Raw genomic sequence first — 20,643 nt, 5'->3', positions numbered from 1 at the left:
TGACCGCTGTTTTATGCCGCATTCTCTTTGAAGGCATTAGCGATACAGTCTCGCTCTTCGAGAATTCCGGACCATTCATCCTGATAATATGTAGAGTCGTAGATCAGCGTGAAAGGACCTTGATAGCCAGCCGCGTTGGAAAGCCTAATGCAGCGGACATAATCCTCTGCATCAAGACCCGTTGCTGAATAACGCCCCTTTGCATGACAAAGTTCGGCCCGGCTCATGATCTTTGCGAGATCCTCGTATTTGCCGTCCCGCTCCCAGTTGCCGAAATCACCGTTGAGGCCGACTTTGCCGTGCAAAGCATCGAGAATCCGATTGACCTCCGTCGGTCCGGGTAACAGGTTGAACCAGTTTTCTTCATGTCGGCCATGCCCGTAGCATTCATGCCGGCAGGCGATTGGCCGAGCAATCGGGTGACCGGAATATCGGCCGCGCCGGCAACGATCTGCAGGAAGGCCATCAGAATATCCGTAAGACCAGAGAGCGGTGCGCTCTTGCTGTCGTATTCCTCCTCGGCGTCGAGAATCAGGGTGCCGTTGACCCCCTTGATGGTGTTGGCGAGCGCGTAGCGACGCAGCACCGCATCCTCATAGGCCTGATTGCCGATATTCGCCGAGAACTGCGGAACCTTGATGATGTCGATCTTCGCCTCGAAGACGAGGCTCGCGATGTTGGCCGCCGTACTGTCGGCATTCTTGATCACGTCGAAGGTCGCGGCCAGCACGCTTTCGCCCCAAGCATGATTACCCATGCCACCAAAATCCTCATTGGTCGCCATCACCCCCTTGAAGATGACGAGCCGAGACGGATGGATGGTCACCTGAATGCCGTTAGCACCGGTCAGCGTGTAGAATTTCGGCGTGCCATACCATTCCGAGGTCGGATCGCTCTCGATGTCCCCGGCAGCCACCTGACGGCGCGTCAGCACCGTCAGGTGTTTAAGGCCGCCCTTCCCGATTCGCTCCGCCTCAAGCGGCAACGCAGGATCGGCATCTTCCGCGCCAATGAACAGGGCAGCGCCACCGAAAAGCCGTGCTTTCGTCGCTGCTTCCAGCACTTTGCCGCGTAGATTGAGACGGCGTTCCTCCGCATCGAGCAAGCCGATCTGATCGCTCGCCGCCTGCCAGTTTCGCCATTTCCGGCAGCTATCCAGCGCCGGAATGTCGACGATCTTGCGCGGCAGCCAGGAGCCGCGATAGGCAGCAATGATCTGCTCGTCCGTCAGGATCGGCTGCGTATAGAAAACAGATGCCGCCTTGTCGCGTTCGGTGCCCATGCGGGATGCAAGGCTCACCAATCCGTCGCGAACCATCGAGAATACCTGCCCCATGGATTGTCCTTTGATATGATGGATGAAGAGGCACGCACGAGGCGAGCCTAGAAGTTGCTGAAGCTGAAGGACGAACTCAGCGCGAGTTCGTTCAAAGCGTCGGCGAAGGCATCGACCTGATCGTCAAACTGCCCATTCGGAAAGGCGCAGACCTCATCCAGAAATGCTTCGTTCCAGTCCCCGCGCAAAAGCTTGACATTTCCTGCTTCAGCCTGCGCCGAGGCCGGCTTGGCGCGCGTCGCCTTGTCACCGGTTGGCGACATGGTTTTTACAGGAAAGCCGGCGAGCAGCTTGATCTTGGTTTCCGCATCGGCCTTGCCGGCCGCACCGGGATCTTGCGGCATGCGGATCGTCACCGTCGGCCCGTCCTGCGATGCAGTATTCTTGAGATTGCGCTCCACCCCGGCGGGTGACCAGCGTCCGCGCGCGATGGTTTCGACATAGAAAACACCGCCGATCAAAGCCATGCGCAGACCGACTGTCCAGTCCGGCTTGCGACCGGGACGCGCTTTCGAAGCCGCGAAATCCCAGGCGCGGCAACGCTTTGCGCCTGCAGGCAGCGCTTCGACGATCTCGAAATCGTTGCGCTGAAATAAACCGCCCGAGCGAGGCGCAGGCCGCTGCTGAAACTGGCCTGCCACCGCATAGGAGCCAAGCGGGACCTTGTCCCGCTCGACCACCGAACGAGGAAAGCGCTGCGGAAAAAGCAGTCCGCCCTCCTCAGTCCTGGGATCGACAAATCCGATCGAGGTCCGGCATCGGCGCTCCGGCTCGAATTCCATTGGCAGCATCAGGTGCTCGTAACCAAGCCCAAGCGCGAGGATCGTACCGGAGACATCCGCCTCGTGCAGTCGCTGCATCACGACGACGATCGCCGAGCGCTGAGGATCGTTGAGCCGCGTCGGGACGGATTCACGAAAGGTACGGACCGTGGACAGGCGCTCGGCCTCCGATTCCGCCCCATCGACGGAATGCGGATCGTCGATGATGACACGATCGCCGCGACCACCGGTCAGCCTCGAAAACGGCACCCCCTGGCGCGAACCAATACGGGTGTTGGCGAAAGCCATCTCGCCCGTTCTCGTCAGCTTGACGACATCACCCCAAAGCGCCTGATACCATTCGGAGGCAACGAAGTCGCGCATGCGCCTGTTGTCGCGCTTGGCGTAATGTTCCGAATAGGAGGCGCCGAGATAGCGCAGCTGCGGCTTGCCTTTCGGCCCCCATTCCCAAGCCGGCCAGAACACGCCGCAAAGAAGCGACTTCATCGTACCTGGCGGCACGTTGATCAGCAGTCGGGTAATCTCGCCCGAAGTTACTGCTTCGAGATGTTGGCAGATGGCATCGATATGCCAGCCATAAACATAGTCAACCGAGGGCTCGACGACGTGCCAGGCCTCCCGAACGAACCCCGTCAGCGATTGGCAGTTGGCTCGAATTCGTTCAGCATCCAAGGCAAGCCGGGCGGCGACCTCGGCCTGTTCGCGCTCAGTTCTCCGTTTTGCCCTCTCCTCCTCGATCGCTGCCATCATCGTCGCCGGATCCGGCAAGCGGACCGAAGAGGGATTCGAGTATCGCAAGCTGCTCATCCGTGGCATTGGTTAGGTCGATGGTGACGCCGCGGCCTCCTTTGGTCCCGGCGCCAGAGCGCTCGCTAGGCTTCTGATGAACATAGGAGGCTGCTATCTTTGCCATTTCATCGCGCCGCTTCTGATCCGCCTCGTCGTCGCGCATTACTTTCAGCATGTAATCAAGCGGCGTGTCGTCGGCGGAAACGGCCTTGCGACGGCGCGCACGCGGTTTGCGCGGCGCGACCGGCTTGTCGGCATTGGTCATGCTTCAGATTTCCGATGGGATTTTGAAAGAAAACAAGCGGTTCAAAACAACGCTTGCGATCGACAGTGCGTCGCTGCAACTGTTCTCATCATGCCAAAATAGATACCGCATTTCGGCGCAGTTGGCGACACCCTTGAAGGCCGATCGCCGCGCAAGGAATGGGGACTTTGACGGAGATAGAAAACAAGCTATTGAAATTGCAGATAAATATTAAATTTTGCGGTCCGACAAATTGAACGATATACGCTTCATTCCTTACCCGCTGGCTTCGAATATCTGGGATGAGCGATCAAATTCAGTCGAGGGAAGGCTCTTGAGCAGATCTGCACCAGATGACCAGCCGGATGGTTCCGTGAGCCTGGATTCGGTTCGACAGTTCATCGCTACTAATCTCCCGGTCCTGCCTGTTCCCGGAATCCCCGAAATTCGCCTGCATAAAGCAGGCCCACGAAGCGGACTGCGGCGCCTCGCCGAGCACGATCCGCAATTCGGCTCACCTTACTGGGCGCATTATTGGGGAGGAGGCCTGGTTCTGGCTCGTCATCTTCTCGACAGGCCCGAAAGTGTGACTGGTCGCCGCGTACTAGATCTCGGCGCCGGCTCGGGAATTGTCGGGATTGCCGCTGCAAAGGCAGGCGCAGCAAAAGTCTATGCCGCCGATGTCGATCCCTATGCAATTGCAGCTATCGAACTCAATGCTGCCCTCAATGAGGTGATGATCGATCGCCTACTCGCAGATCTGACGAAGAGCGAGCCGCCTGAGGTCGACGTCATATGCGTCGGAGATCTTTTCTATGATGCAGCGCTCGCGGAGAGCGTCATTGCTTTTCTGGACCGCTGCCTGGCTCGGGAAATCATGATTCTGATCGGCGATCCATGGCGCACTCATCTGCCGACAGCACGGCTTCGACTTCTCGCAGAATACGCTGTCCCAGACTTCGGCGAGGTCACCACAAAGACCCGCCCAGCCGGCGTTTTTGCGCTTGGGAGAGCAAGGTCACCAAACGGAGATATTGGCACATCACAATGATGGCGGGTTCGGACCGCGTCATTACGACGGCTCAGGCTTTCATCTTGGCACGCCTGCGGTTTTCCCGCTCCAATCGCTTGGCCAGTTCGGCAAGTTCGGGACTTGCCGCATCGAAGACAGGCCGCGCATCATCCGGCAACCAGTGCGTCTTATGCCTGGGCGCCACTGGTTTCACTCGTTCGATGCCGCCCGGCGAGTTGGGCATCATCGGTGCAATGCGCGACCAATCAGGCTCTTGCAAGATCGGAGAGATGACAAGGAGCGCACCTGCAAGACTCTGAAATTCGCTTTGAATACGTCGTTCGGCCGTGCGCCGTACGCGCCCTGTCCGCGCACAAAAATCCCGAAATGAACCGGCGATATAGGGGGCGGCAAGGCAAATGGACCATCGCGAAAGCAGGATGCGCCGCTCCTCGTCCCCGACATGAACGCGCAGCCATTCCTGCAAGACCTCTTCTGCCCGGCTGATTGCCGCAGCGCTCGGACGATAGCGAATGCGGCTATCGGCATGATCCATCGGCTCGGGCAAAACCTCCGGCCAGAGCGTCCGCATCCTGTCCGGCCGGACGCCGCGTACATCGAGATGAACCATCGTATCGGCAGCTTCGACGAAACGTGCACGGATGATCAGGCTGAGATCGGCGATCTCGGCCGCGCGAAGGGACAGGTCATCAAACTGCGAGGCGGACCGGTGCATCAAGTCGTTTCTCCAATTCCTGATAAATCAGCGTTCGCAACGTCGCCCGAACGGGCCAGGGCCGCCGCGCCACCGCATCCGTGCGCAATGTGGCAAGCGCGATATCATCAAAGGCGCCCAGAAGATCGCCGGGTCGCTGCAGCGCCCAATCCTGCCGTTGCGCTAGAACATCGGATACGGCGCCGATCGTGTCCGACCAGAGTTCATCGCGATTGCTCCCGGTTTGCCGGATGCATCGTAGAACGAAGACCAGATGGCCATCGCCGTAGCGGCCTCGGATTTCCTGCATCGTACCGCGCGCATGGCTCTCCGCAGGCGCACGGCGCCGATGGACAGGAACCAGCTTGATGCCGAGTCCATCGAGAAGAAGATCCAGCCTGCCTTTGGTCATGACAGTTCAACTCCTTTCGTCGGTGAATTTGATCCTTTTTTTATCCATGGACCGCTCATGAAGCGCTTCCAGCGACGGCGATAGGGCTGTGCGATTTGGGTTTGAAGAAGGCCTCCGCCTTGGAAATTGCCTCCACCCTCGCCCCATCACGCAGCATAGGCGTGTTGAGATAAGCGACCATCGCCTCGCGGGCTGCAGCCTTGGCGGCATCCTGCGTTTCGAAGACGATCGGTTCGCCCCGACTATCTCGAAGAATCTCATTTGTGGCTCGGTGAACCTTGCGAATCCAGCCGAGGTGGCCACCGGCAACGGCCTCTGTTCCGATTTGAAATTCGTTCATAGCAACCTCCCCCGGCTCGCTTGGCCAGGTCTATCTCTAGGGTTTCCGATTGAGTTTTAACGTTCTGGTGCCCGTCTACCGCCTGCGCAGCTTTGCTGCCTGCGCCGGCTTTCTGGGCTCAAGCGTGGAGTCTTCGACAATGCGGAAGTGAATTTGGTCTCCTTCCGGGGCACCGGAGTCTTCATCCTTGAGGGATGGCATTGGCGAATTCCAAATGGCCGACTTCATCGCAATCACCATAGCGACGAAAAACAACGCCGCGGCGATGCAAGCGAGAAGGCCCTGAAGCATTTCGATCATGGCAGCACCTCCTGGCCCGCTGCCTCAGAAAAAGACTTGGCCTCCGTCATTTCAGCAGGCTGGACAGCTGCATCACAATTCTCACAATGCTGCTCGACGATCTCCGCAATCGACAAAATTCGAAGGCATCCGGGGCACCCCCAAAAGCGATCGAAATATCCAGCCCGCGGCGCTGCCCTTCTGCTCCCACTGCCCATGATCATCACCTCACCTCTAAAACATTATCTGCCGCCTACCGCGCCAGGCTGCTCACGTGCCAATTAGCGTTTTGCGCCACGGGCATCTTGATAAACACAAATTATGTTGATAATAATGGCGATGTCAACATTATTTATGTCGGAAATTTTGCAAGGGTCGAAAGATGCAGAAATCCATGGGCGAACGACTGAGAGCGGCCCGCGAAGCCGCAAATTATCCATCAGCCACGAAGGCGGCGGAAGCGCTGGGCGTCAGCCTGTCCACCTATCGCGCGCATGAAAACGGCCAGAACGAATTCAGTGCCGAAGTCGCCAATCGATATGCGAAGAAATTCGGCACGACGGCGGCCTACCTGCTGACTGGCGAAGGCCTGCGCAAAGCCGCACGACCGTCGCCGAACATCGTCATGTCATTCGACCCGGACGAGCAGGATCAGGACGGATTTGCCGAGAGTGGCGACGAACTCAGCTACAGCCGGGAACACTGGAAGCCACAGATCGAAGGCGCAACACCGGAGGTGGACGTCAAGCTCGGCGCCGGCAGCGGCATCGTCGGCGAAGTCATCAACCTTCCCGTCGGTTCGGGCAATGTTGCCGGGCATAAGATCGTCGCGGAATGGCTTATCCCCACCGGATATCTGCGAAACGAGGCAAAGGCCTCACCGAACCACACAATTATCATGGAAGTTGTCGGCGATTCCATGCAGCCGACCTATATGCCTGGCGATCGCGTGATCGTCGATCTCTCGCAGAACCAAATGACCACCGATACGGTCTACGCGATCAGCGACGGCTATACGGAACCCCAGATCAAGCGCCTCCAGCGAGTTCCCTTTAGCCGGCCAAGCGAAGTCAAGATCATTTCCGACAATCCGGCACTGGAAACTTTCACCGTCGAATTGGACCGCTTGACGATCATCGGCCGCATCTGCGGTCATATCGCACGCAAATAAAATCAATTTAGCTACAGCCATTTTTTGTTTGAGCTACACAATAAACATAAAATATGTTGACATATATCATGTTGAATGGCAACTTCACCGATAAGAGCCATTGGTCCTGAATGGAATGAGCCCGGGCAGCGTAGGATCTAGCCCGAAGTCAGCGAAACCGGATGCACCAGGCGCTACGATTGAAAAGGCTACAAGGCCATCGAAGGAGAGTGCCATTCATGCCGAAAAAGCCGAATGCTTTCATCATCGCACCGACCGATGCGTTGAGGGGAACCGGTATTGCCGGGATATCGCCGATCGCCAAGACGGGAGAATGACGGTGTACGCTCGGGAATTTTCCTGCGAATATTCGTTTGATGAGCTCAACATCCGCCTATGCGATCGCTGGGAAACCGGATTGCTATTATATGGGTGCGCTGAATTGACGTCGGCAGGTGCCGATTACGAGGATGAGTTCTACGTTTCGGCAATCAGATTGGATGGCGGTGCAAGGCTTGCGCGGCCGAATGCCTTGAACAATGCAGGCGGCTTCGAGTCCGAATTGTTTCGGCGGATAGCTGCCGTCATCGAAGACGACAGAACACAGGCAGGCCGTCACGCCGCCGAACTTTTTGCCATCGAATTGGAGCAATCCCGGCAAACCGACTATGATCAAAACCATAAGATCAGACGGGAAAGAAACCTGCAGATGCTTGCACCAACACATTGAGGCCCATTGCAGCCGAGCATCAACACCCAATGGAGGTTGCCGAGACCATGGACGTCTCCCAACACGAGCTTGAAGAGATCCGCCTACTGGAGCAGAAGCTGCATCTCCCTCAAATCCGGCAATCGCCGGCGATCGTGGCGGAACTATTGGCGGAAGGCTTCGTTGAATTCGGCAGCTCCGGAACGGTCTATGACGATAGAGATGAACTAATCGCCTGTCTGGCCGCAGAAAAATCGGAAGAAGCCGCTCCGCCCATTATTTCCCGCGACTATGTCTTTCGATCGATCTCACCGGATGCCGTCCTCGTCACTTATCGAAGCATCCGAGAGGCTCGAGAGAATGGCCAGGAGCGGCATACTTTACGGAGCTCGATCTGGCAGCGCATCGATGGGCGATGGCAGATGATCTTTCACCAGGGAACGCCCACGGTTTCGCAGGATTGAATCCACAACCCGGTGCCACCGCATTTGCAAGCCATGAAATCCTTGCGACTGGGGTAAATGCGCTAAGTTTAGCGGAGCCCAGGCGCTGTATCGTTGGCTTTACCGTCTGTGAGGCCGAGGTTATCTGCCATCCGAATGAGATCGGCAACGGAGTCGGCCCGCATCTTGCGCATGGCCTGACCGCGATGGACCTTTACGGTGATTTCGCTGAGGCCGATCTCGGCGGCGATCTGCTTGTTCAGGAGGCCTCGCGCAACGAGCGCCATCACCTCACGTTCGCGCGACGTGAGCGTTGAAAACCGCTCGTGAAGATCAACCTCCGCCGCCTGCTTGCGCAGGCGGGCGCGATCAATTTCGAGCGCCTGCCTGATGGCGTCGAGCAGATCCTGTTCCCGGAACGGCTTTAGAAGAAACTCAACCGCGCCGGCTTTCATCGCCCTGACGGACATCGGCACATCGCCGTGTCCGGTGAGGAAAATGATCGGGATCGTATAACCCGCCCGGGCAAGTTCATCCTGAAAGTCAAGCCCGCTCGCATCCGGCATCCTGACGTCCAGGACGATGCAAGCTGGCCCTTCAGACCGAGGAGACGCCAAGAAATCCCGCGGCGACGCAAAGCCATGCGTATCATAGCCGACGGAGCGCAATAGACTGTCGAGTCCATCGCGTACGGATGGATCATCGTCGATGACGTAAACGGTCGGCTGCCGTCCCTGCATTCCCTATCCCTTTGCCTTTCCGCCGAGCGGCAAGGTGAAACCGAAGACGGCTCCGTGCGGAAAATTCGGCGCCGCATAAATGGCCCCGCCATGCGCCTCGATGATGGACCGGCTGATAGCAAGCCCCATCCCCATGCCTTTCGGCTTCGTCGTGTAGAAGGCTTCGAATATCCTGTCGAGCATTTCGGCCGGCATGCCGCCACCGGTATCGCGTACGCTGACGGTCACCTTCCGTTCATCCGCGGCGGCGCTGACGAGCAACTCGCGCGTTCCTGCATCGACCTCAGCCAGAGCTTCGATCGCATTCATGACGAGATTGAGAAGCACCTGTTGAAGCTGGACACGATCGCCAACCATCAACGGCAGATCGCCCGCCAATTCCGAACGGAACAGGATCTGATTCCGACGGATTTCGCTGCGGACGAGTTCCAGCACATCATTGATGGCTTCGGCCAGATCGATCGTGTCGCTAGACGGCGACGAGCGCGCCACCAGTCCACGGACACGGCCAATGACATCGCCTGCTCGCCCGGCATCCGCGACAATTCGCTCGATGGCGCGGCGGGCTTCGTCGTGATCGGCCGGTGTTGCAGAAAGCCATCGAAGCGCGGCATTGCCGTTGGCGGCAATTGCAGTGATCGGCTGGCTGACCTCATGGGCTACCGACGTACCCAACTCACCGACGATCATGAGACGCGACATGCGCGCGAGCTCCGATTGTGCCTGCCTCGCCCTGGCATCGAGCATTTCGATCCTGATTGCCAGGTAAGTGGTCGCACCGATCGCGACCAGACTAAGCGTACTGTTGATCAGGCCGGCCTGAGAGGCGCCATGGCTCGTCAAAAAATAGCTGATGACGGTCAGGGCGGCACATGCAATCCCGACCATCGCGATAGCTCCGGGTCGACCGGAATAGACCGCCAGCAAGATTACCGAGACATAAAGAACGGCAAAGGCGATCTCCAGATCCGTGATGGTATCGCCGATGAAAATGAGACCGGCGAGGATCATAATGCCGAGCCAAAGAAAGGGCATTTCGAAGAGGTATTTCAGAAATTCGCGCCTCATCCCTTGCATCCCTGCATCACCATTTCCGCAGCATTGCGTGCGGAAGCTGCAAACTGCCTGACCCGAAGCGCCAAGACAACAGCCGCACTCTTTGACTTTCGTCTCGCATGACATTCCCCGCAGCTGACGAGAGCTTGGGCCCGCACATGTTCGCCCGTTGCAAACAGCGTCAGATACCGGTGCCGCACTCGAGGAGACGGCGGCCTGATCAAGCGCGGCGGTCATTGTTATCGTTTCCGGCATAGCGGCTGACGAGACGCCGGCGCTGGCTGCGCCGAAGAACGACAAGGCTCGCCCTGTTGAGACCCGCTGCCCAGCGGAGAAGCGTGCGCGTCCTGCTGGCAGACAAAAATCCATTGAAGAACAAGCGTGTAGCCATCCGCATAAGCCAATGCGCACCCCAGAGAAGCGCCATCATATATAGGAGACCGATAAAATCCTTCAGCCGTGCTACCCGCCCGCCGAAGCGCTTGACAATGTGGGATAGGCGGCGCTTTTCCTTGCCCGGCCTATTTGGCTTGTTCCTGTTGAGCGCTTCCAGGAAACGGCCGAGTTCTTCGTTGTCTCTGCGCACGTCAATCCGTCCCGCAGCCAGACAGGCCGCGCGACCTCAGACCGCCAAAGCGGCGATCTGCCGGATCTCATGCGCTAAGCTCTGCCGTGGCGGCCTATCAAATCCAGAAATATAAGGGGACCGGCCACCGCCTCAGCCGGCGGCAACCCTTTCACATTCGCTTCGGCTGAAGGTTTCAACTTGGGTTTTCCAGCGTGAACAGATCGGCATTTTCGTCATAGGCGAAATATTCCGCATAGCGGGCCCAGTTCGTAACAGCCTTGAGGGTGGTGTCGGCATAATCCTCGGACATGTAATCCTCCAGCTCATCGCGGAAGCGCCGGGCAGGCGCGCGGTGGGTCGGCCGCTCGTCGAGCACGCGGCGAATGTGAGCAGCCAGCGGCACATAGGTCGCCAGATGCTGCTCGAAAAGCTTCTTGCGTTCGTCGACATCGCTATCGGAGAAGCGTAAGCCCGGCGCCGTCAGCTTGATGTCGCCCCCTTCCAGATCGGCAAAACGCAGCAGTTGAAGCGTTTCCGCGACCGGAAAGAGGTCATCGATGCCGAGATGCAGATGGGTGGCCAGCGGCGGCAGATCGGCCTGCCCTCGATAGGGCTCAGCGGCGACCGTTTCGATCAGACCGGACATAAGGTTGGTCGACACGCGCGGCAGAGCCATGGCAATGCCGGTGCCGGGAAAAAGGCCCTCGCGCGTCGGTGCACCGGTCTTCACCGTCATCCGCGCATAAATGTCTTCGACCAGCATGCGGAAGGCAGGATCGAGACGGTTGCGCGGCTGCGGCAGATCGACATGGATCTCCGCAATCACACGGCCGGGATTCGATCCGAAGATCAGGATGCGGTCGCACATCAGCACCGCTTCTTCGATATTGTGGGTCACCATCAGAACCGACTCGATCGGCATCCGACCCTCGCACCACAGATCGAGCAGATCCGTGCGAAGCGTTTCCGCCGTCAGCACGTCGAGCGCCGAAAAGGGTTCGTCCATCAGCAGAACCTTTGGCCGGACGACGAGTGCCCGCGCAAGACCGACACGCTGGCGCATGCCGCCCGACAGCTCCTTCGGATAGGCGCTTTCGAAACCGTCGAGGCCGATGAGATCGATGGCAGCGAGCGCTCGCTTGCGCCGCTCGGACGACGCAACACCTTGCGCTTCCAGACCTAGCTCAACGTTTTGCAGCACGGTCAGCCAGGGAAAGAGCGCGAAGCTCTGGAAGACCACGGCAACATCGGAGTTGGGGCCGACGACCGGCCGGCCTTCGAAGGTAATGTCCCCTCTGCTCGGGCGGATCAGGCCGGCAATCGCACGCAGCAGCGTGGACTTGCCGGAGCCGGAACGGCCGAGCAATCCAACGATTTCATTGGGATAAAGCTGAAGATCGACATTTTCGAGTACGACGAGCGAGCCGGACGCTCCCTTGTCGTAGGCCTGGCACACCTGCTTGGCGAAAACCAACGGCGCATTCCTTGCAATATCGGTCTTCCTGGAGATGACAGCGTTTTCCATATTCGGTTCTCCGATCTTGAATTAATCGAGGCGCATGCGGCGTTCGGCGAAAACGTAGAGCGGCCGCCAGAGCGTTCTGTTGAAGAGTGTCACAAAGATCGACATGACAACGATGCCGAGGATGACCCGCGGAAAATCGCCTGCTTCTGTCGCCTTCGCGATGTATGATCCAAGTCCGAAGGCTTCGAGTTTCGTGTTGCCCCAGCTTGCTAGTTCAGCGACGATGCTGGCGTTCCATGAACCGCCGGACGCCGTCAGCGCTCCCGTTACGTAGTAAGGGAATATTCCCGGCAGCATCACGCGCCGCCACCATGTCCATGAGCGCAGCCGATAGACCGAGGATGCCTCCCGCAGATCGGTGGGAAATGCACTCGCGCCGGCAATCACGTTGAATAGGATGTACCATTGTGTGCCGAGGACCATCAGCGGCGACAGCCAGACGTTCGGGCTAGCACCCGTCGCAACGATCGCAACCACCGCCACAGGAAAGAGCACATTTGCCGGAAACGCCGCCAGGAACTGTGCCAGAGGCTGAACACGCTCAGCAACCGCAGGCCGCAGGCCGATCCAGACTCCGATCGGAACCCAGATGACACTGGCGACCGCAATAAGAACGACAACGCGAACGAGCGTTACAAACCCGCCGGCAAAAGCAATCCAGACATCGCCCCAGGAGAGCGTCTGGCTGAGATAGGAAACCGCATCCCAGATACTCCAGGCACCGACGACGGCGATCAGCGCATACCAGGCGATATCGATGGCCCAGCCGACGGCTTGCTGCCCGCCTCGCTCTTTTGCAACCGTACGCGACGTCGGCAGCAGCCGCACGAGCATCAGCCTACCCCATGCAGCGGCCAAAGGTGTGATCACGTACTTCAGGAGACGCGTGCGGCGGATCAGCGAATAGACCCAGGAGCGCGGCTTCTGCTGCCCGGCTGTCTGCTCGAAGCGAAACTTGTCTGCCCAGGCGACGATCGGGCGGAAAAGCAGCTGATCGTAAAGAAGGATGACGACCGCCATGGCAAATACAGCCCAGCTTACGGCGGCGAAATCCTGCTTGTCGATGGCAACCGCCAGCCATGAGCCGAGCCCGGGAAGCTGCACGGTAGTATCGCCGACCGTGATCGCTTCGGAAGCAACCACGAAGAACCAGCCGCCGGACATCGACATCATCGTGTTCCAGACGAGGCCGGGCGCAGCAAAGGGAGCCTCCAGCCGCCAGAAGCGCTGCCAGCTCGACAGGCCGAAACCGCGGCTGACCTCATCGAGATCGCGCGGAACCGTCCGCAGCGACTGATAAAAGGAGAAGGCCATGTTCCACGCCTGGCTGGTAAAGATCGCAAAGATCGAAGCACATTCCGCACCAAGCTGGCTTCCGGGGAAAAGTCCCATGAAGAAGGTGACGGTGAAGGTCAGAAAGCCGAGCACTGGGACGGATTGCAGAATGTCGAGAGCCGGAATGATGATCTTCTCGGCGCGGCGGCTCTTTGCGGCTAGCGTTGCGACGACGAAGGTGAAGATGAGGGAGGCAACGATTGCCGCCATCATCCGCAAGGTCGTCCGCAACGCATATTCAGGCAGATAGGCCGGGTCGAGCGACAGCGGTGCCGTGGACAGGCTCGCCAGCGGTGCGCGCATCTCGGCTACACCGTGAAGTGTGAGATAGGCGGCAGCGGCAATGAAGGCGAATGCGGCGAGATCATAGCCATTCGGCAGAATACGCGAACCGGCCAACGCAGCAACGGCGCTACGCTCGCGTCGGTCGTTTGCAAGAAAAACCATGTCATAACCCTTTGAAACAGGATGTCATCGGCCAGGGCGCGGTCGGTATGGCGCCGCATTCGCGACGCCACCGGTGCGCTTGTTTAAGAAAGGACACTTAGGCCGCGTGACGGCTGCCATCCTCGTCGAGGACCGGCTCGCCTTCTGTCGTCCAGAAGCACTCGAGCTTTCCCGTAAGGGAATTGATGTGCCAGATGGCAATCAGGCGCGGACGCTGCGGCGGCACGGAGCGCTCAGCCGGACGGCTGCCGGCCGAAATCGCGAAAGTGTTCGGGGCGGAAAACTTGGCTGCGAACCTGCGTTCGCGGAAAAGAACGATGTTGTTCATGGCTTACCTCTTCGGCCCACCTGACGGCAGATCCGAAGGGCGAGCCGGACAGGCTAGGCCCGACCGACGCTCGCCCGGCGAATGCCGGCAGCGGTCCAGGTTGTTGCGATGACCGTCCGGGTGCAGCATGACGCCGCAACCGGACAGCGACTAGGGTAGCTGTCCATTGGTTTCTTGATCTGTTGGTTTCGTTAGCCTTCGCATTGCGTTGCGAAGACATGGCCGTATTGTCACAGCCACCGAGAGCGGTCAATCAGGCGATGGTGCACCGCCATTATACCAAAGTATATGGCGCACGATCTCGATGACGGACAGCACGGCGGCAACAATGCAAGCCTGTATTCAACGGTCCTGCCGCGAGCGAGCACGTGAAAATCCGCAAATCTCCGAGCCTTGCAGCAGCGATCCATTCTCCGATCGCCCAGCCCTCACCGAGGAAGATATCGCTCAACCGAGCTGAAGCGTCTCTCCGCAGGCCCGATGTGAAACGGCCTTACGGCGCTCCACGGAAATGGAGCCGAAAACCAAGCTTTTGTGCAACAATAACTTTCAAAATAGAGGCAAGAGAATAGTTAATTTGCAAATATTCATGCCTTGCATCAGAAATATATAAGCGACTCCACTGTCGTTTCGGCGTTTATCCGGTCGGGTCGCCGAAGGACGACGGCCATTATATATCTGAGACAATATAGAAGGCGCGATGAAATTTTTACTCAGAACTTTTGGTGAAATCGCTCTTCTGGATAGCGACGAACACCAAATAGCGTTTCCGAAGAAGGCGCTTCTGATTATTGCCTATTTGCTCGCGAGTGACAGCAAGTCCGTCAGCAGAACAAACATGGCGCGATTTCTTTGGGGTGAAGGTGACTTGGCGAATTCGCTGACAAACCTTCGCAAGCTCGTTTCCCGTATCAAGAGCCGGCAATGGGACTTGAACGTCGAACTTCTGACCTTTGATGATACCGACATTCACATCGCAAATGGCTCGTTCACGAGCGATATTGTCTTGACGCGGGTAAGCACGACTGGGAATCCAGCCGAGCATCTCCGCACCTTGATGGAGCGCTCGCAGTTAAAATTCCTGGAGAGAGCCAACTGCCAAACCCGAGCGTTCATCGATTGGCGAGAGAGCGAAAGAAGGCGACACCTCGCCATGTTAAAGGAAGCGCTGGATGCTGCGGTGACGACTTCAATCGCGTCGTCCGGCGATATCGCGCTTATCAAGGAGGCCGCCCTCCTTCTTTTTGAAGCCGAACCGCAAGACGAGACCACACGCCGTATATTGCTGAAGGCGTTTGACGCCGAAGGCGGCGTCGACCAGCTAAAGCGCATATTCGCGCGTCGCAAGGATCTTGTCTCGCCTTGGCTGGCAACCCTGGCGGCATCGCCCCGCTCTCCGACACCAGTTGCTCCGGCGCATTCGCCGGCCATATCCGAGCAGGATACTGCCACGCAGCCTGTCTTGCCCATCCCTCGCCTCGCCTTGCTGCCGCCAGACAACGACGGCTCCGATGGTATCGCGACCATGATCGCCTCCTCGCTCATAGAAGACATCACTCTCGGCTTTTGCGCCTTGCACAGCCTGCGAGTGGTTGCCCCCTACTCCGCTATCCAGATCGGCCGCCAAGCCGAGGATAAAGGCGCGCTTTTCGAGCGATATGACATCAACTATGTCCTGGAAACCCGATTGAGCGGGCCGGATGACGACCTTTCGCTCCTCACACAACTCGTCTCCCTGCCGGGTAGCGAGATCCTGTGGGCAGAGCGCTTCAATTTCGGCACGCTTGATCTTGCGCGCAATAAGCGCGAAATCTCAAGGCAGATCGTGCTCGCCGCCGCCGCGGAAGTCGAGCGGCACGAGACGGCGCGTGCCTATTTTGAGGACAACCCCGACGCCGACCATCAATATCTCGTCGGTGCGCTCGACTATATCAGCCGGATGATCGATCCCAGCCTCGCAGACAGGCTCGCCGCGGCAAGCTTGGCGATGCTGAGACATCAGGACGAGGCGCGCACGCTCGCACAATGCGTGCGCGAGGCCAATCCCAATTTCGATGTAGATAGATGGCCGTCACTCATCCCGAGCAAAGAGCAACGACACAGGGATCCATATCGCGAAGGTCTGAAAAAGTCGGGGGTTTGAATGGCAATATCGTTGACCCACATTCGCGCAGAAGAAGCCAAAGATATCGACACTATTCATGCAATCACCTCTGCTGCCTTTGAAGGAAAGAACTATAGTTCCGGCACCGAGGCGGCAATCATCGATGCGCTGCGAACGGCCGGTGCGCTGACCCTTTCCATCGTCGCCGTGGAGAACGATGAGATCGTCGGTCACGTGGCCTTCTCGCCCGTGACAATCGAATCCGGAGCCGAAGAGTGGTTCGGCCTTGGCCCGGTATCCGTCCGCCCCGACCGACAGGGCAAAGGCATCGGAAAGGCTCTGATTGAAAACGGACTGGCGCGGCTGAGAGAGCGCGGCGCCAATGGCTGCGTGGTTCTGGGTAATCCCCGCTACTACAGCCGTTTCGGCTTCACGAGCGACGGAACCCTTCATTACGCTGACGTACCGGTCGAGTATTTTCAGCGGATCATGTTCAAGGGACCAACCCCAAAAGGGACGGTTGTGTTCCACGCGGGCTTCGACGTAGCGTAGGAGAACCGAGCCTTCAGAAGAGATGCGGCTCCGGATTCGGCAGTCTATTGGCAACCGCCGCAGGCACGGAAGCGGGGAAGACCTAACGCGACCAGGGACTAGCCGGAATAGTGTTGACAGGTTGTTGAAGCGATCTTGCATCGCTTGGACAGTCGCATCGGAGAGATCATCGTAGTTTTGCAAGCTGGAACAAATGGTGGGCCCGGAGGGACTCGAACCCCCAACCAAGCGGTTATGAGCCGCCGGCTCTAACCATTGAGCTACAGGCCCAGCGCAAGATTGAGACTCCGCGCTCGCGACTCCGGAGCAATGGTTCCCCGAAGACGACTTGGCTCTAACCCAATTTCTGTTTTCCGACAAGGGACTGCCGTAATACCTTCACAATCAATCCGCAAAAGCGGATCTCGAGGGATCATCAACCAAGGAACGAATCATGCTTCTGACGAAAACCAGAGATTTTGCTCTTGCCGCTCTTGTCAGCGCCACTTTCTTCGTGCCTGCGGCTGCAGCCTTTGCCGAAGATGCCAAGCCGCGCGAGGCTGTCATCACCGTCACCGGTGAGGGACATGCTTCCGTCGCGCCGGATATGGCTGTCGTAACGCTCGCAGTCGTTCAGCAGGCCAAGGCGGCCCAGGATGCACTCGATCAGAACAACAAGGCCATGGGCGCCGTGCTGGCAACGCTGAAGGAAAGCGGCATTGCAGAGCGTGATCTGCAGACCTCCGGCTTTTCCATTCAGCCGCAATATACCTATCCGAACGACAAGGACGGCCACAACCAGCCGCCGGTTCTGAACGGCTATCAGGTGACGAACGGCTTGACCGTTCGCGTGCGCGATCTCTCCAAGCTCGGCGGGCTGCTCGACCAGGCGGTCAAGCTCGGCATCAATCAGGGCGGCGATATCCAGTTCACCAACGACAAGCCCGACGCCACGATCGAAGAGGCCCGCAAGAAGGCAGTCGCCGACGCTGCCGCCAAAGCAAAGACCTTGACGGATGCCGCCGGTGTCAAGCTCGGCCGCGTTATCGCGATCCACGAAGGCGACATTGCAGCCCCGCCGCAGCCCTATATGCGCAGCATGGCCGCGGCGGCTCCGATGGACAAGGCAGTTCCCGTCGCCACCGGAGAAAACGAATACAACGCATCGGTGAGCATCACCTACGCGATCCAGCAGTAATCAAAACAAAACCGCCCTTCGCTCAGATCCGATCGGAGCGAGCAAAGGGCGGTTCCGCGGCCCCCGCCAAAAAGGCGAAAAGGTTAGAGAGTGAAAACGAGCGCCTCGTGCGCCCGTTTTGCTTGTCAGCGGCCCAGGAGCGGGCAGCCGCGAACATTGGCAAACATCATCGTATCCGGACCGCGGCGGCCGAAACCGTCGACGACGACGCGACGCGGCGTCACATCCACGACACGGGCGCGACGCAGGCCATAGCTGCGGGCAACGTCCACGGCCTGGCGAGGATCGCAGCCACGGCGGTCAAAACGCGGCGGCGGCGGACGGTCATAATCCGGCGGTGGCGGGCGATGACGGCCCGGATTGACATAGATATCCACACCCTGTGCGGAGGCAAAATCCGCCGTGCCCGACAGGGCGGTCACTGCGACGCAGGCGGCGACTCCCAATTTTGCCAGCATTTGTTTCATTATATTCTCCATGAAGCAGAGGGCTTCTTTCTCACGCCTGCAATATTTGCTGAGCGAGTGCCCAAGAGGTAACGGCGCTATGCTGAATGAGCTCAGAATCAGCCATTCATCCATTATTCAGCTACATTGAACGCTAAAGGGAAACCAGATGGCCGATAATAGCACAACATAAAAAATAAAGCCGCCTCCCCTTCGGAGGCGACTTCGAATCCATCGAATAGATGTGGAAAACTTGAGAGCGCTGCGATTAGCGACGGATCAGCGGGCAACCCGGTGCGTTGGCGAAGACAACCCGATCCGGACCACGGCGGCCGAAACCTTCAACAACGACGCGGCGCGGCGTGACATTGTCGATGCGGGCGCGGCGCAGACCCATGTCCCGTGCTTTCTCGACGGCGAGGCGCGGCGAGCACATGCGACCGCGCGGGTGGTCATAGCGAGCCTGCTGAATACCGGGATGGAAGTCGTTGGCGGAGGCCGTGACGACCGTTGCGGACATGGCGCCGAGCGCGATGAGAGCTGCAATACCTGCCTTGGCGAAAAGATTGGTCATGGTGTTTCTCCTTCAAATCCTTGCTGCGGATCGTTGCAATCCCATTATTGGCCTCGCCATCGGCAATGCCTCGGGATTGGGGCCACGTTAGGTCAGCCAAGCTGAACCGAACACGAATTGGCCGTTCAGATTGTATTCACGACGGTTAACAATCTATTGACGCAATAAGGAGCGCGGCTCAGGCGGAAAAATGCAGCACGATTTCGCGCCGATGCGGCCGGTCGCGATGCTCGAAAAGGTAGATGCCCTGCCAGGTGCCGAGCGCCAGCCGACCGTGCGTCACCGGAATGCCGATCGAGACCTGCATCAGTGCGGCTTTGATATGCGCCGGCATATCGTCCGGCCCCTCCATCGTGTGCACGATCCAGCGCATCGAAGGATCCGAGGATGGCGGCACGAGCCGGCTGAAGAAGGCCTTGAGATCGGTCTTCACATCGGGATCGGCATTTTCCTGGATCAGGAGGGAACAGGAGGTGTGGCGGACGAAGACGGTCAGAAGCCCCTCACCGCCGCCTGCAGCGGTGCGGACGAATTCCGCCACCTGATCGGTAAATTCATAGAGCCCCTGGCCATGAGTCGAAAGCGTGATCACTGTTTGCGGCATGGCATCCTCCGGGCATGGCGATAGCGATCCGCATCAGGTCGGGCGAGTGGCCGGAATGTCAAGCCCGGCCACCGCGTTGAGCCTATAGCGAGATGATGATGTTGAAACCACCATAGATCAGGCGTTTGCCGTCAAAGGGCATGTTTTGCATGTCATCCTTCAAACGCGGGTCGGCCATGACCTTCGCCAATACTGTGTCGCGGCTCTCTCGCGATTCGTAGGTGATCCATGAGAACACAACGACCTCGTCTTCCTTCGCCTGCACGGCACGCGGGAAAGAAGTAAGTTCGCCATACGGTACGTCGTCGCCTATGGCCTCGACATAGCTGAGCGCGCCATGCTCCCGCCAGACATCGCCGGCCCTGCCCGCCTGCGCCTTGTATGCTTCAATCTTGTCTTTCGGCACGGCAAGGATGAAGCCATCGACATAGGACATTTCTGCCTCCTCTGTTCTATGTTCACCTTTGAAAGACGGTTGACGGCAATCAGATCCGACATTGGCGGCAGATATTTTTCGCACGCCTGCCGGTTGGTCGGAAACGGCCGCGAATTCGCTGAACGATCCCGCGGAGGGACGCCTATGACGATAGAATACCAGAATGATCCCAAGCTCAAAAATGAGGTGCTCAATGCCCTATGGGCAACCGCATGGGGCAGCTCCTCCCCTCGGGATTTCCAGCCCATTCTCGCCAGAAACCTCGCGCATGTAGGCGCATTCGCGGCTGCAAGACTGGTGGGCTTCGTCAATGTCGCGTGGGATGGCGGCATTCATGCCTTCATTCTCGACACCTGCGTCGATCCGGAATTTCGGCGAAGAGGTATCGCAAGCGCTCTGGTCGAGCGGGCGAAAACCCTGGCCGGCGAACGTGGCGCGGAATGGCTGCATGTCGATTTCGAACCGCATCTCACCGGCTTTTATCGAGGGCTCGGTTTTGTTCCCACTGAGGCCGGCCTCATTCGGCTGCGCGATTAACAG

Annotated in this window: 28 protein-coding genes and 1 tRNA gene; 9 read left to right on the top strand and 20 right to left on the bottom strand. The window is 58.5% G+C overall.

From position 1 onward, the window contains the following. Window positions 1-11 precede the first annotated feature (11 nt). From GDN47_RS32720 to GDN47_RS03930, 4 genes are read right to left on the bottom strand one after another with little or no spacing between them, the layout of a single operon-like run. Window positions 12-227, bottom strand: coding sequence for a hypothetical protein (locus GDN47_RS32720; RefSeq protein WP_371865485.1), 216 nt, complete (start codon window positions 225-227; stop codon window positions 12-14). Continuing rightward, window positions 224-1,336, bottom strand: a complete 1,113-nt coding sequence (locus GDN47_RS03940) for a DUF1073 domain-containing protein (RefSeq protein WP_371865484.1) — start codon at window positions 1,334-1,336, stop codon at window positions 224-226. The genes GDN47_RS32720 and GDN47_RS03940 overlap by 4 nt, the downstream gene beginning before the upstream one ends. Before the next feature lie 47 nt (window positions 1,337-1,383). Next, entirely contained in the window at window positions 1,384-2,868 is a 1,485-nt protein-coding gene (terL, locus tag GDN47_RS03935; protein WP_173002437.1) for a phage terminase large subunit, read from the bottom strand. Then, a complete protein-coding gene (locus GDN47_RS03930) occupies window positions 2,825-3,172 on the bottom strand; it encodes a hypothetical protein (RefSeq protein ID WP_113351924.1) in 348 nt (115 codons plus the stop codon). The genes terL and GDN47_RS03930 overlap by 44 nt, the downstream gene beginning before the upstream one ends. On the opposite strand from GDN47_RS03930, the gene GDN47_RS03925 reads away from it, so the two are divergent. Both GDN47_RS03925 and GDN47_RS03920 read left to right on the top strand, forming a co-directional pair. Beyond that, window positions 3,171-3,386: a hypothetical protein gene (locus GDN47_RS03925; RefSeq protein ID WP_113351923.1), complete on the top strand. Its 216-nt coding sequence runs from the start codon at window positions 3,171-3,173 to the stop codon at window positions 3,384-3,386. The genes GDN47_RS03930 and GDN47_RS03925 overlap by 2 nt on opposite strands. A 138-nt stretch (window positions 3,387-3,524) precedes the next feature. Next, the gene (locus tag GDN47_RS03920; protein ID WP_233789752.1) at window positions 3,525-4,202 is read left to right on the top strand and encodes a class I SAM-dependent methyltransferase; all 678 of its coding nucleotides are present in this window, start codon (window positions 3,525-3,527) and stop codon (window positions 4,200-4,202) included. A 31-nt stretch (window positions 4,203-4,233) separates the two neighbouring features. On the opposite strand, the gene GDN47_RS03915 is transcribed toward GDN47_RS03920, so the two are convergent. From GDN47_RS03915 to GDN47_RS03900, 4 genes are all read right to left on the bottom strand, one after another. Next, the gene (locus GDN47_RS03915) at window positions 4,234-4,899 is read right to left on the bottom strand and encodes a DUF6362 family protein (RefSeq protein ID WP_113351922.1); all 666 of its coding nucleotides are present in this window, start codon (window positions 4,897-4,899) and stop codon (window positions 4,234-4,236) included. Then, a complete protein-coding gene (locus tag GDN47_RS03910) occupies window positions 4,874-5,290 on the bottom strand; it encodes a hypothetical protein (protein ID WP_069612591.1) in 417 nt (138 codons plus the stop codon). Before GDN47_RS03910 ends, GDN47_RS03915 begins: the two co-directional genes overlap by 26 nt. A gap of 55 nt (window positions 5,291-5,345) precedes the next feature. Further along, complete coding sequence (locus tag GDN47_RS03905; protein WP_152092641.1) at window positions 5,346-5,630, bottom strand: hypothetical protein; 285 nt, start codon at window positions 5,628-5,630, stop codon at window positions 5,346-5,348. Window positions 5,631-5,705: 75 nt separating this feature from the next. Then, window positions 5,706-5,930: a hypothetical protein gene (locus GDN47_RS03900; protein ID WP_113351920.1), complete on the bottom strand. Its 225-nt coding sequence runs from the start codon at window positions 5,928-5,930 to the stop codon at window positions 5,706-5,708. A gap of 361 nt (window positions 5,931-6,291) precedes the next feature. Here GDN47_RS03900 and GDN47_RS03890 point away from each other — a divergent pair, with 361 nt between their 5' ends. The 3 genes from GDN47_RS03890 (at window position 6,292) to GDN47_RS03880 (ending at window position 8,232) form a co-directional block, all read left to right on the top strand. Further along, on the top strand, window positions 6,292-7,080 hold the full coding sequence (locus GDN47_RS03890; RefSeq protein ID WP_113351919.1) for a LexA family transcriptional regulator: 789 nt from the start codon (window positions 6,292-6,294) through the stop codon (window positions 7,078-7,080). A gap of 115 nt (window positions 7,081-7,195) precedes the next feature. After that, window positions 7,196-7,789, top strand: a complete 594-nt coding sequence (locus GDN47_RS03885; RefSeq protein ID WP_233788720.1) for a hypothetical protein — start codon at window positions 7,196-7,198, stop codon at window positions 7,787-7,789. Between the two features lie 47 nt (window positions 7,790-7,836). Next, window positions 7,837-8,232 carry a nuclear transport factor 2 family protein gene (locus GDN47_RS03880; RefSeq protein WP_162748793.1) on the top strand — a complete coding sequence of 132 codons (396 nt, stop codon included), beginning with the start codon at window positions 7,837-7,839 and terminating at the stop codon, window positions 8,230-8,232. Window positions 8,233-8,300: 68 nt separating this feature from the next. Here GDN47_RS03880 and GDN47_RS03875 read toward each other — a convergent pair whose 3' ends face one another. The 7 genes from GDN47_RS03875 to GDN47_RS03845 form a co-directional block, all read right to left on the bottom strand. Further along, window positions 8,301-8,951 carry a response regulator transcription factor gene (locus GDN47_RS03875; RefSeq protein WP_113351916.1) on the bottom strand — a complete coding sequence of 217 codons (651 nt, stop codon included), beginning with the start codon at window positions 8,949-8,951 and terminating at the stop codon, window positions 8,301-8,303. Between the two features lie 3 nt (window positions 8,952-8,954). Continuing rightward, the gene (locus tag GDN47_RS03870) at window positions 8,955-10,019 is read right to left on the bottom strand and encodes a sensor histidine kinase (RefSeq protein WP_113351915.1); all 1,065 of its coding nucleotides are present in this window, start codon (window positions 10,017-10,019) and stop codon (window positions 8,955-8,957) included. A gap of 208 nt (window positions 10,020-10,227) precedes the next feature. Then, entirely contained in the window at window positions 10,228-10,593 is a 366-nt protein-coding gene (locus tag GDN47_RS03865) for a hypothetical protein (RefSeq protein ID WP_113351914.1), read from the bottom strand. Between the two features lie 175 nt (window positions 10,594-10,768). After that, on the bottom strand, window positions 10,769-12,100 hold the full coding sequence (locus GDN47_RS03860; protein WP_113351913.1) for an ABC transporter ATP-binding protein: 1,332 nt from the start codon (window positions 12,098-12,100) through the stop codon (window positions 10,769-10,771). Between the two features lie 21 nt (window positions 12,101-12,121). Then, a complete protein-coding gene (locus tag GDN47_RS03855) occupies window positions 12,122-13,882 on the bottom strand; it encodes an ABC transporter permease (protein ID WP_152092640.1) in 1,761 nt (586 codons plus the stop codon). Window positions 13,883-13,979: 97 nt separating this feature from the next. Further along, entirely contained in the window at window positions 13,980-14,210 is a 231-nt protein-coding gene (locus tag GDN47_RS03850; protein ID WP_113332296.1) for a hypothetical protein, read from the bottom strand. Between the two features lie 709 nt (window positions 14,211-14,919). Continuing rightward, window positions 14,920-15,255 carry a hypothetical protein gene (locus tag GDN47_RS03845; protein ID WP_145316615.1) on the bottom strand — a complete coding sequence of 112 codons (336 nt, stop codon included), beginning with the start codon at window positions 15,253-15,255 and terminating at the stop codon, window positions 14,920-14,922. A 135-nt stretch (window positions 15,256-15,390) separates the two neighbouring features. Here GDN47_RS03845 and GDN47_RS03840 point away from each other — a divergent pair, with 135 nt between their 5' ends. Next, the gene (locus tag GDN47_RS03840) at window positions 15,391-16,353 is read left to right on the top strand and encodes a hypothetical protein (RefSeq protein ID WP_152092639.1); all 963 of its coding nucleotides are present in this window, start codon (window positions 15,391-15,393) and stop codon (window positions 16,351-16,353) included. Next, window positions 16,354-16,866: a GNAT family N-acetyltransferase gene (locus GDN47_RS03835; protein ID WP_113351910.1), complete on the top strand. Its 513-nt coding sequence runs from the start codon at window positions 16,354-16,356 to the stop codon at window positions 16,864-16,866. Window positions 16,867-17,060: 194 nt separating this feature from the next. On the opposite strand, the gene GDN47_RS03830 is transcribed toward GDN47_RS03835, so the two are convergent. Beyond that, window positions 17,061-17,136 (bottom strand) — tRNA-Ile (locus GDN47_RS03830). A 163-nt stretch (window positions 17,137-17,299) separates the two neighbouring features. Here GDN47_RS03830 and GDN47_RS03825 point away from each other — a divergent pair. After that, a complete protein-coding gene (locus GDN47_RS03825) occupies window positions 17,300-18,043 on the top strand; it encodes an SIMPL domain-containing protein (protein ID WP_113351891.1) in 744 nt (247 codons plus the stop codon). Between the two features lie 125 nt (window positions 18,044-18,168). Here the strand turns inward: GDN47_RS03825 and GDN47_RS03820 are convergent, their stop codons facing one another. The 4 genes from GDN47_RS03820 to GDN47_RS03805 form a co-directional block, all read right to left on the bottom strand. Next, the gene (locus tag GDN47_RS03820; RefSeq protein WP_095435347.1) at window positions 18,169-18,510 is read right to left on the bottom strand and encodes a hypothetical protein; all 342 of its coding nucleotides are present in this window, start codon (window positions 18,508-18,510) and stop codon (window positions 18,169-18,171) included. A 247-nt stretch (window positions 18,511-18,757) separates the two neighbouring features. Further along, window positions 18,758-19,063 carry a hypothetical protein gene (locus tag GDN47_RS03815; RefSeq protein WP_069612602.1) on the bottom strand — a complete coding sequence of 102 codons (306 nt, stop codon included), beginning with the start codon at window positions 19,061-19,063 and terminating at the stop codon, window positions 18,758-18,760. A 178-nt stretch (window positions 19,064-19,241) separates the two neighbouring features. Further along, window positions 19,242-19,667 carry a secondary thiamine-phosphate synthase enzyme YjbQ gene (locus GDN47_RS03810; RefSeq protein ID WP_113351890.1) on the bottom strand — a complete coding sequence of 142 codons (426 nt, stop codon included), beginning with the start codon at window positions 19,665-19,667 and terminating at the stop codon, window positions 19,242-19,244. Window positions 19,668-19,749: 82 nt separating this feature from the next. Beyond that, window positions 19,750-20,103 (bottom strand): DUF1428 domain-containing protein, encoded by a 354-nt coding sequence (locus GDN47_RS03805; RefSeq protein ID WP_113351889.1) that lies wholly within the window; start codon window positions 20,101-20,103, stop codon window positions 19,750-19,752. Between the two features lie 144 nt (window positions 20,104-20,247). Here GDN47_RS03805 and GDN47_RS03800 point away from each other — a divergent pair, with 144 nt between their 5' ends. Continuing rightward, window positions 20,248-20,640: a GNAT family N-acetyltransferase gene (locus GDN47_RS03800; protein ID WP_113352045.1), complete on the top strand. Its 393-nt coding sequence runs from the start codon at window positions 20,248-20,250 to the stop codon at window positions 20,638-20,640. Window positions 20,641-20,643: the final 3 nt, after the last annotated feature.

It is taken from the genome of Martinezella dioscoreae (genome assembly GCF_009176305.1).
GTDB lineage: Bacteria > Pseudomonadota > Alphaproteobacteria > Rhizobiales > Rhizobiaceae > Rhizobium > Rhizobium dioscoreae.
This window is presented reverse-complemented; position numbering and strand designations above follow the sequence as displayed.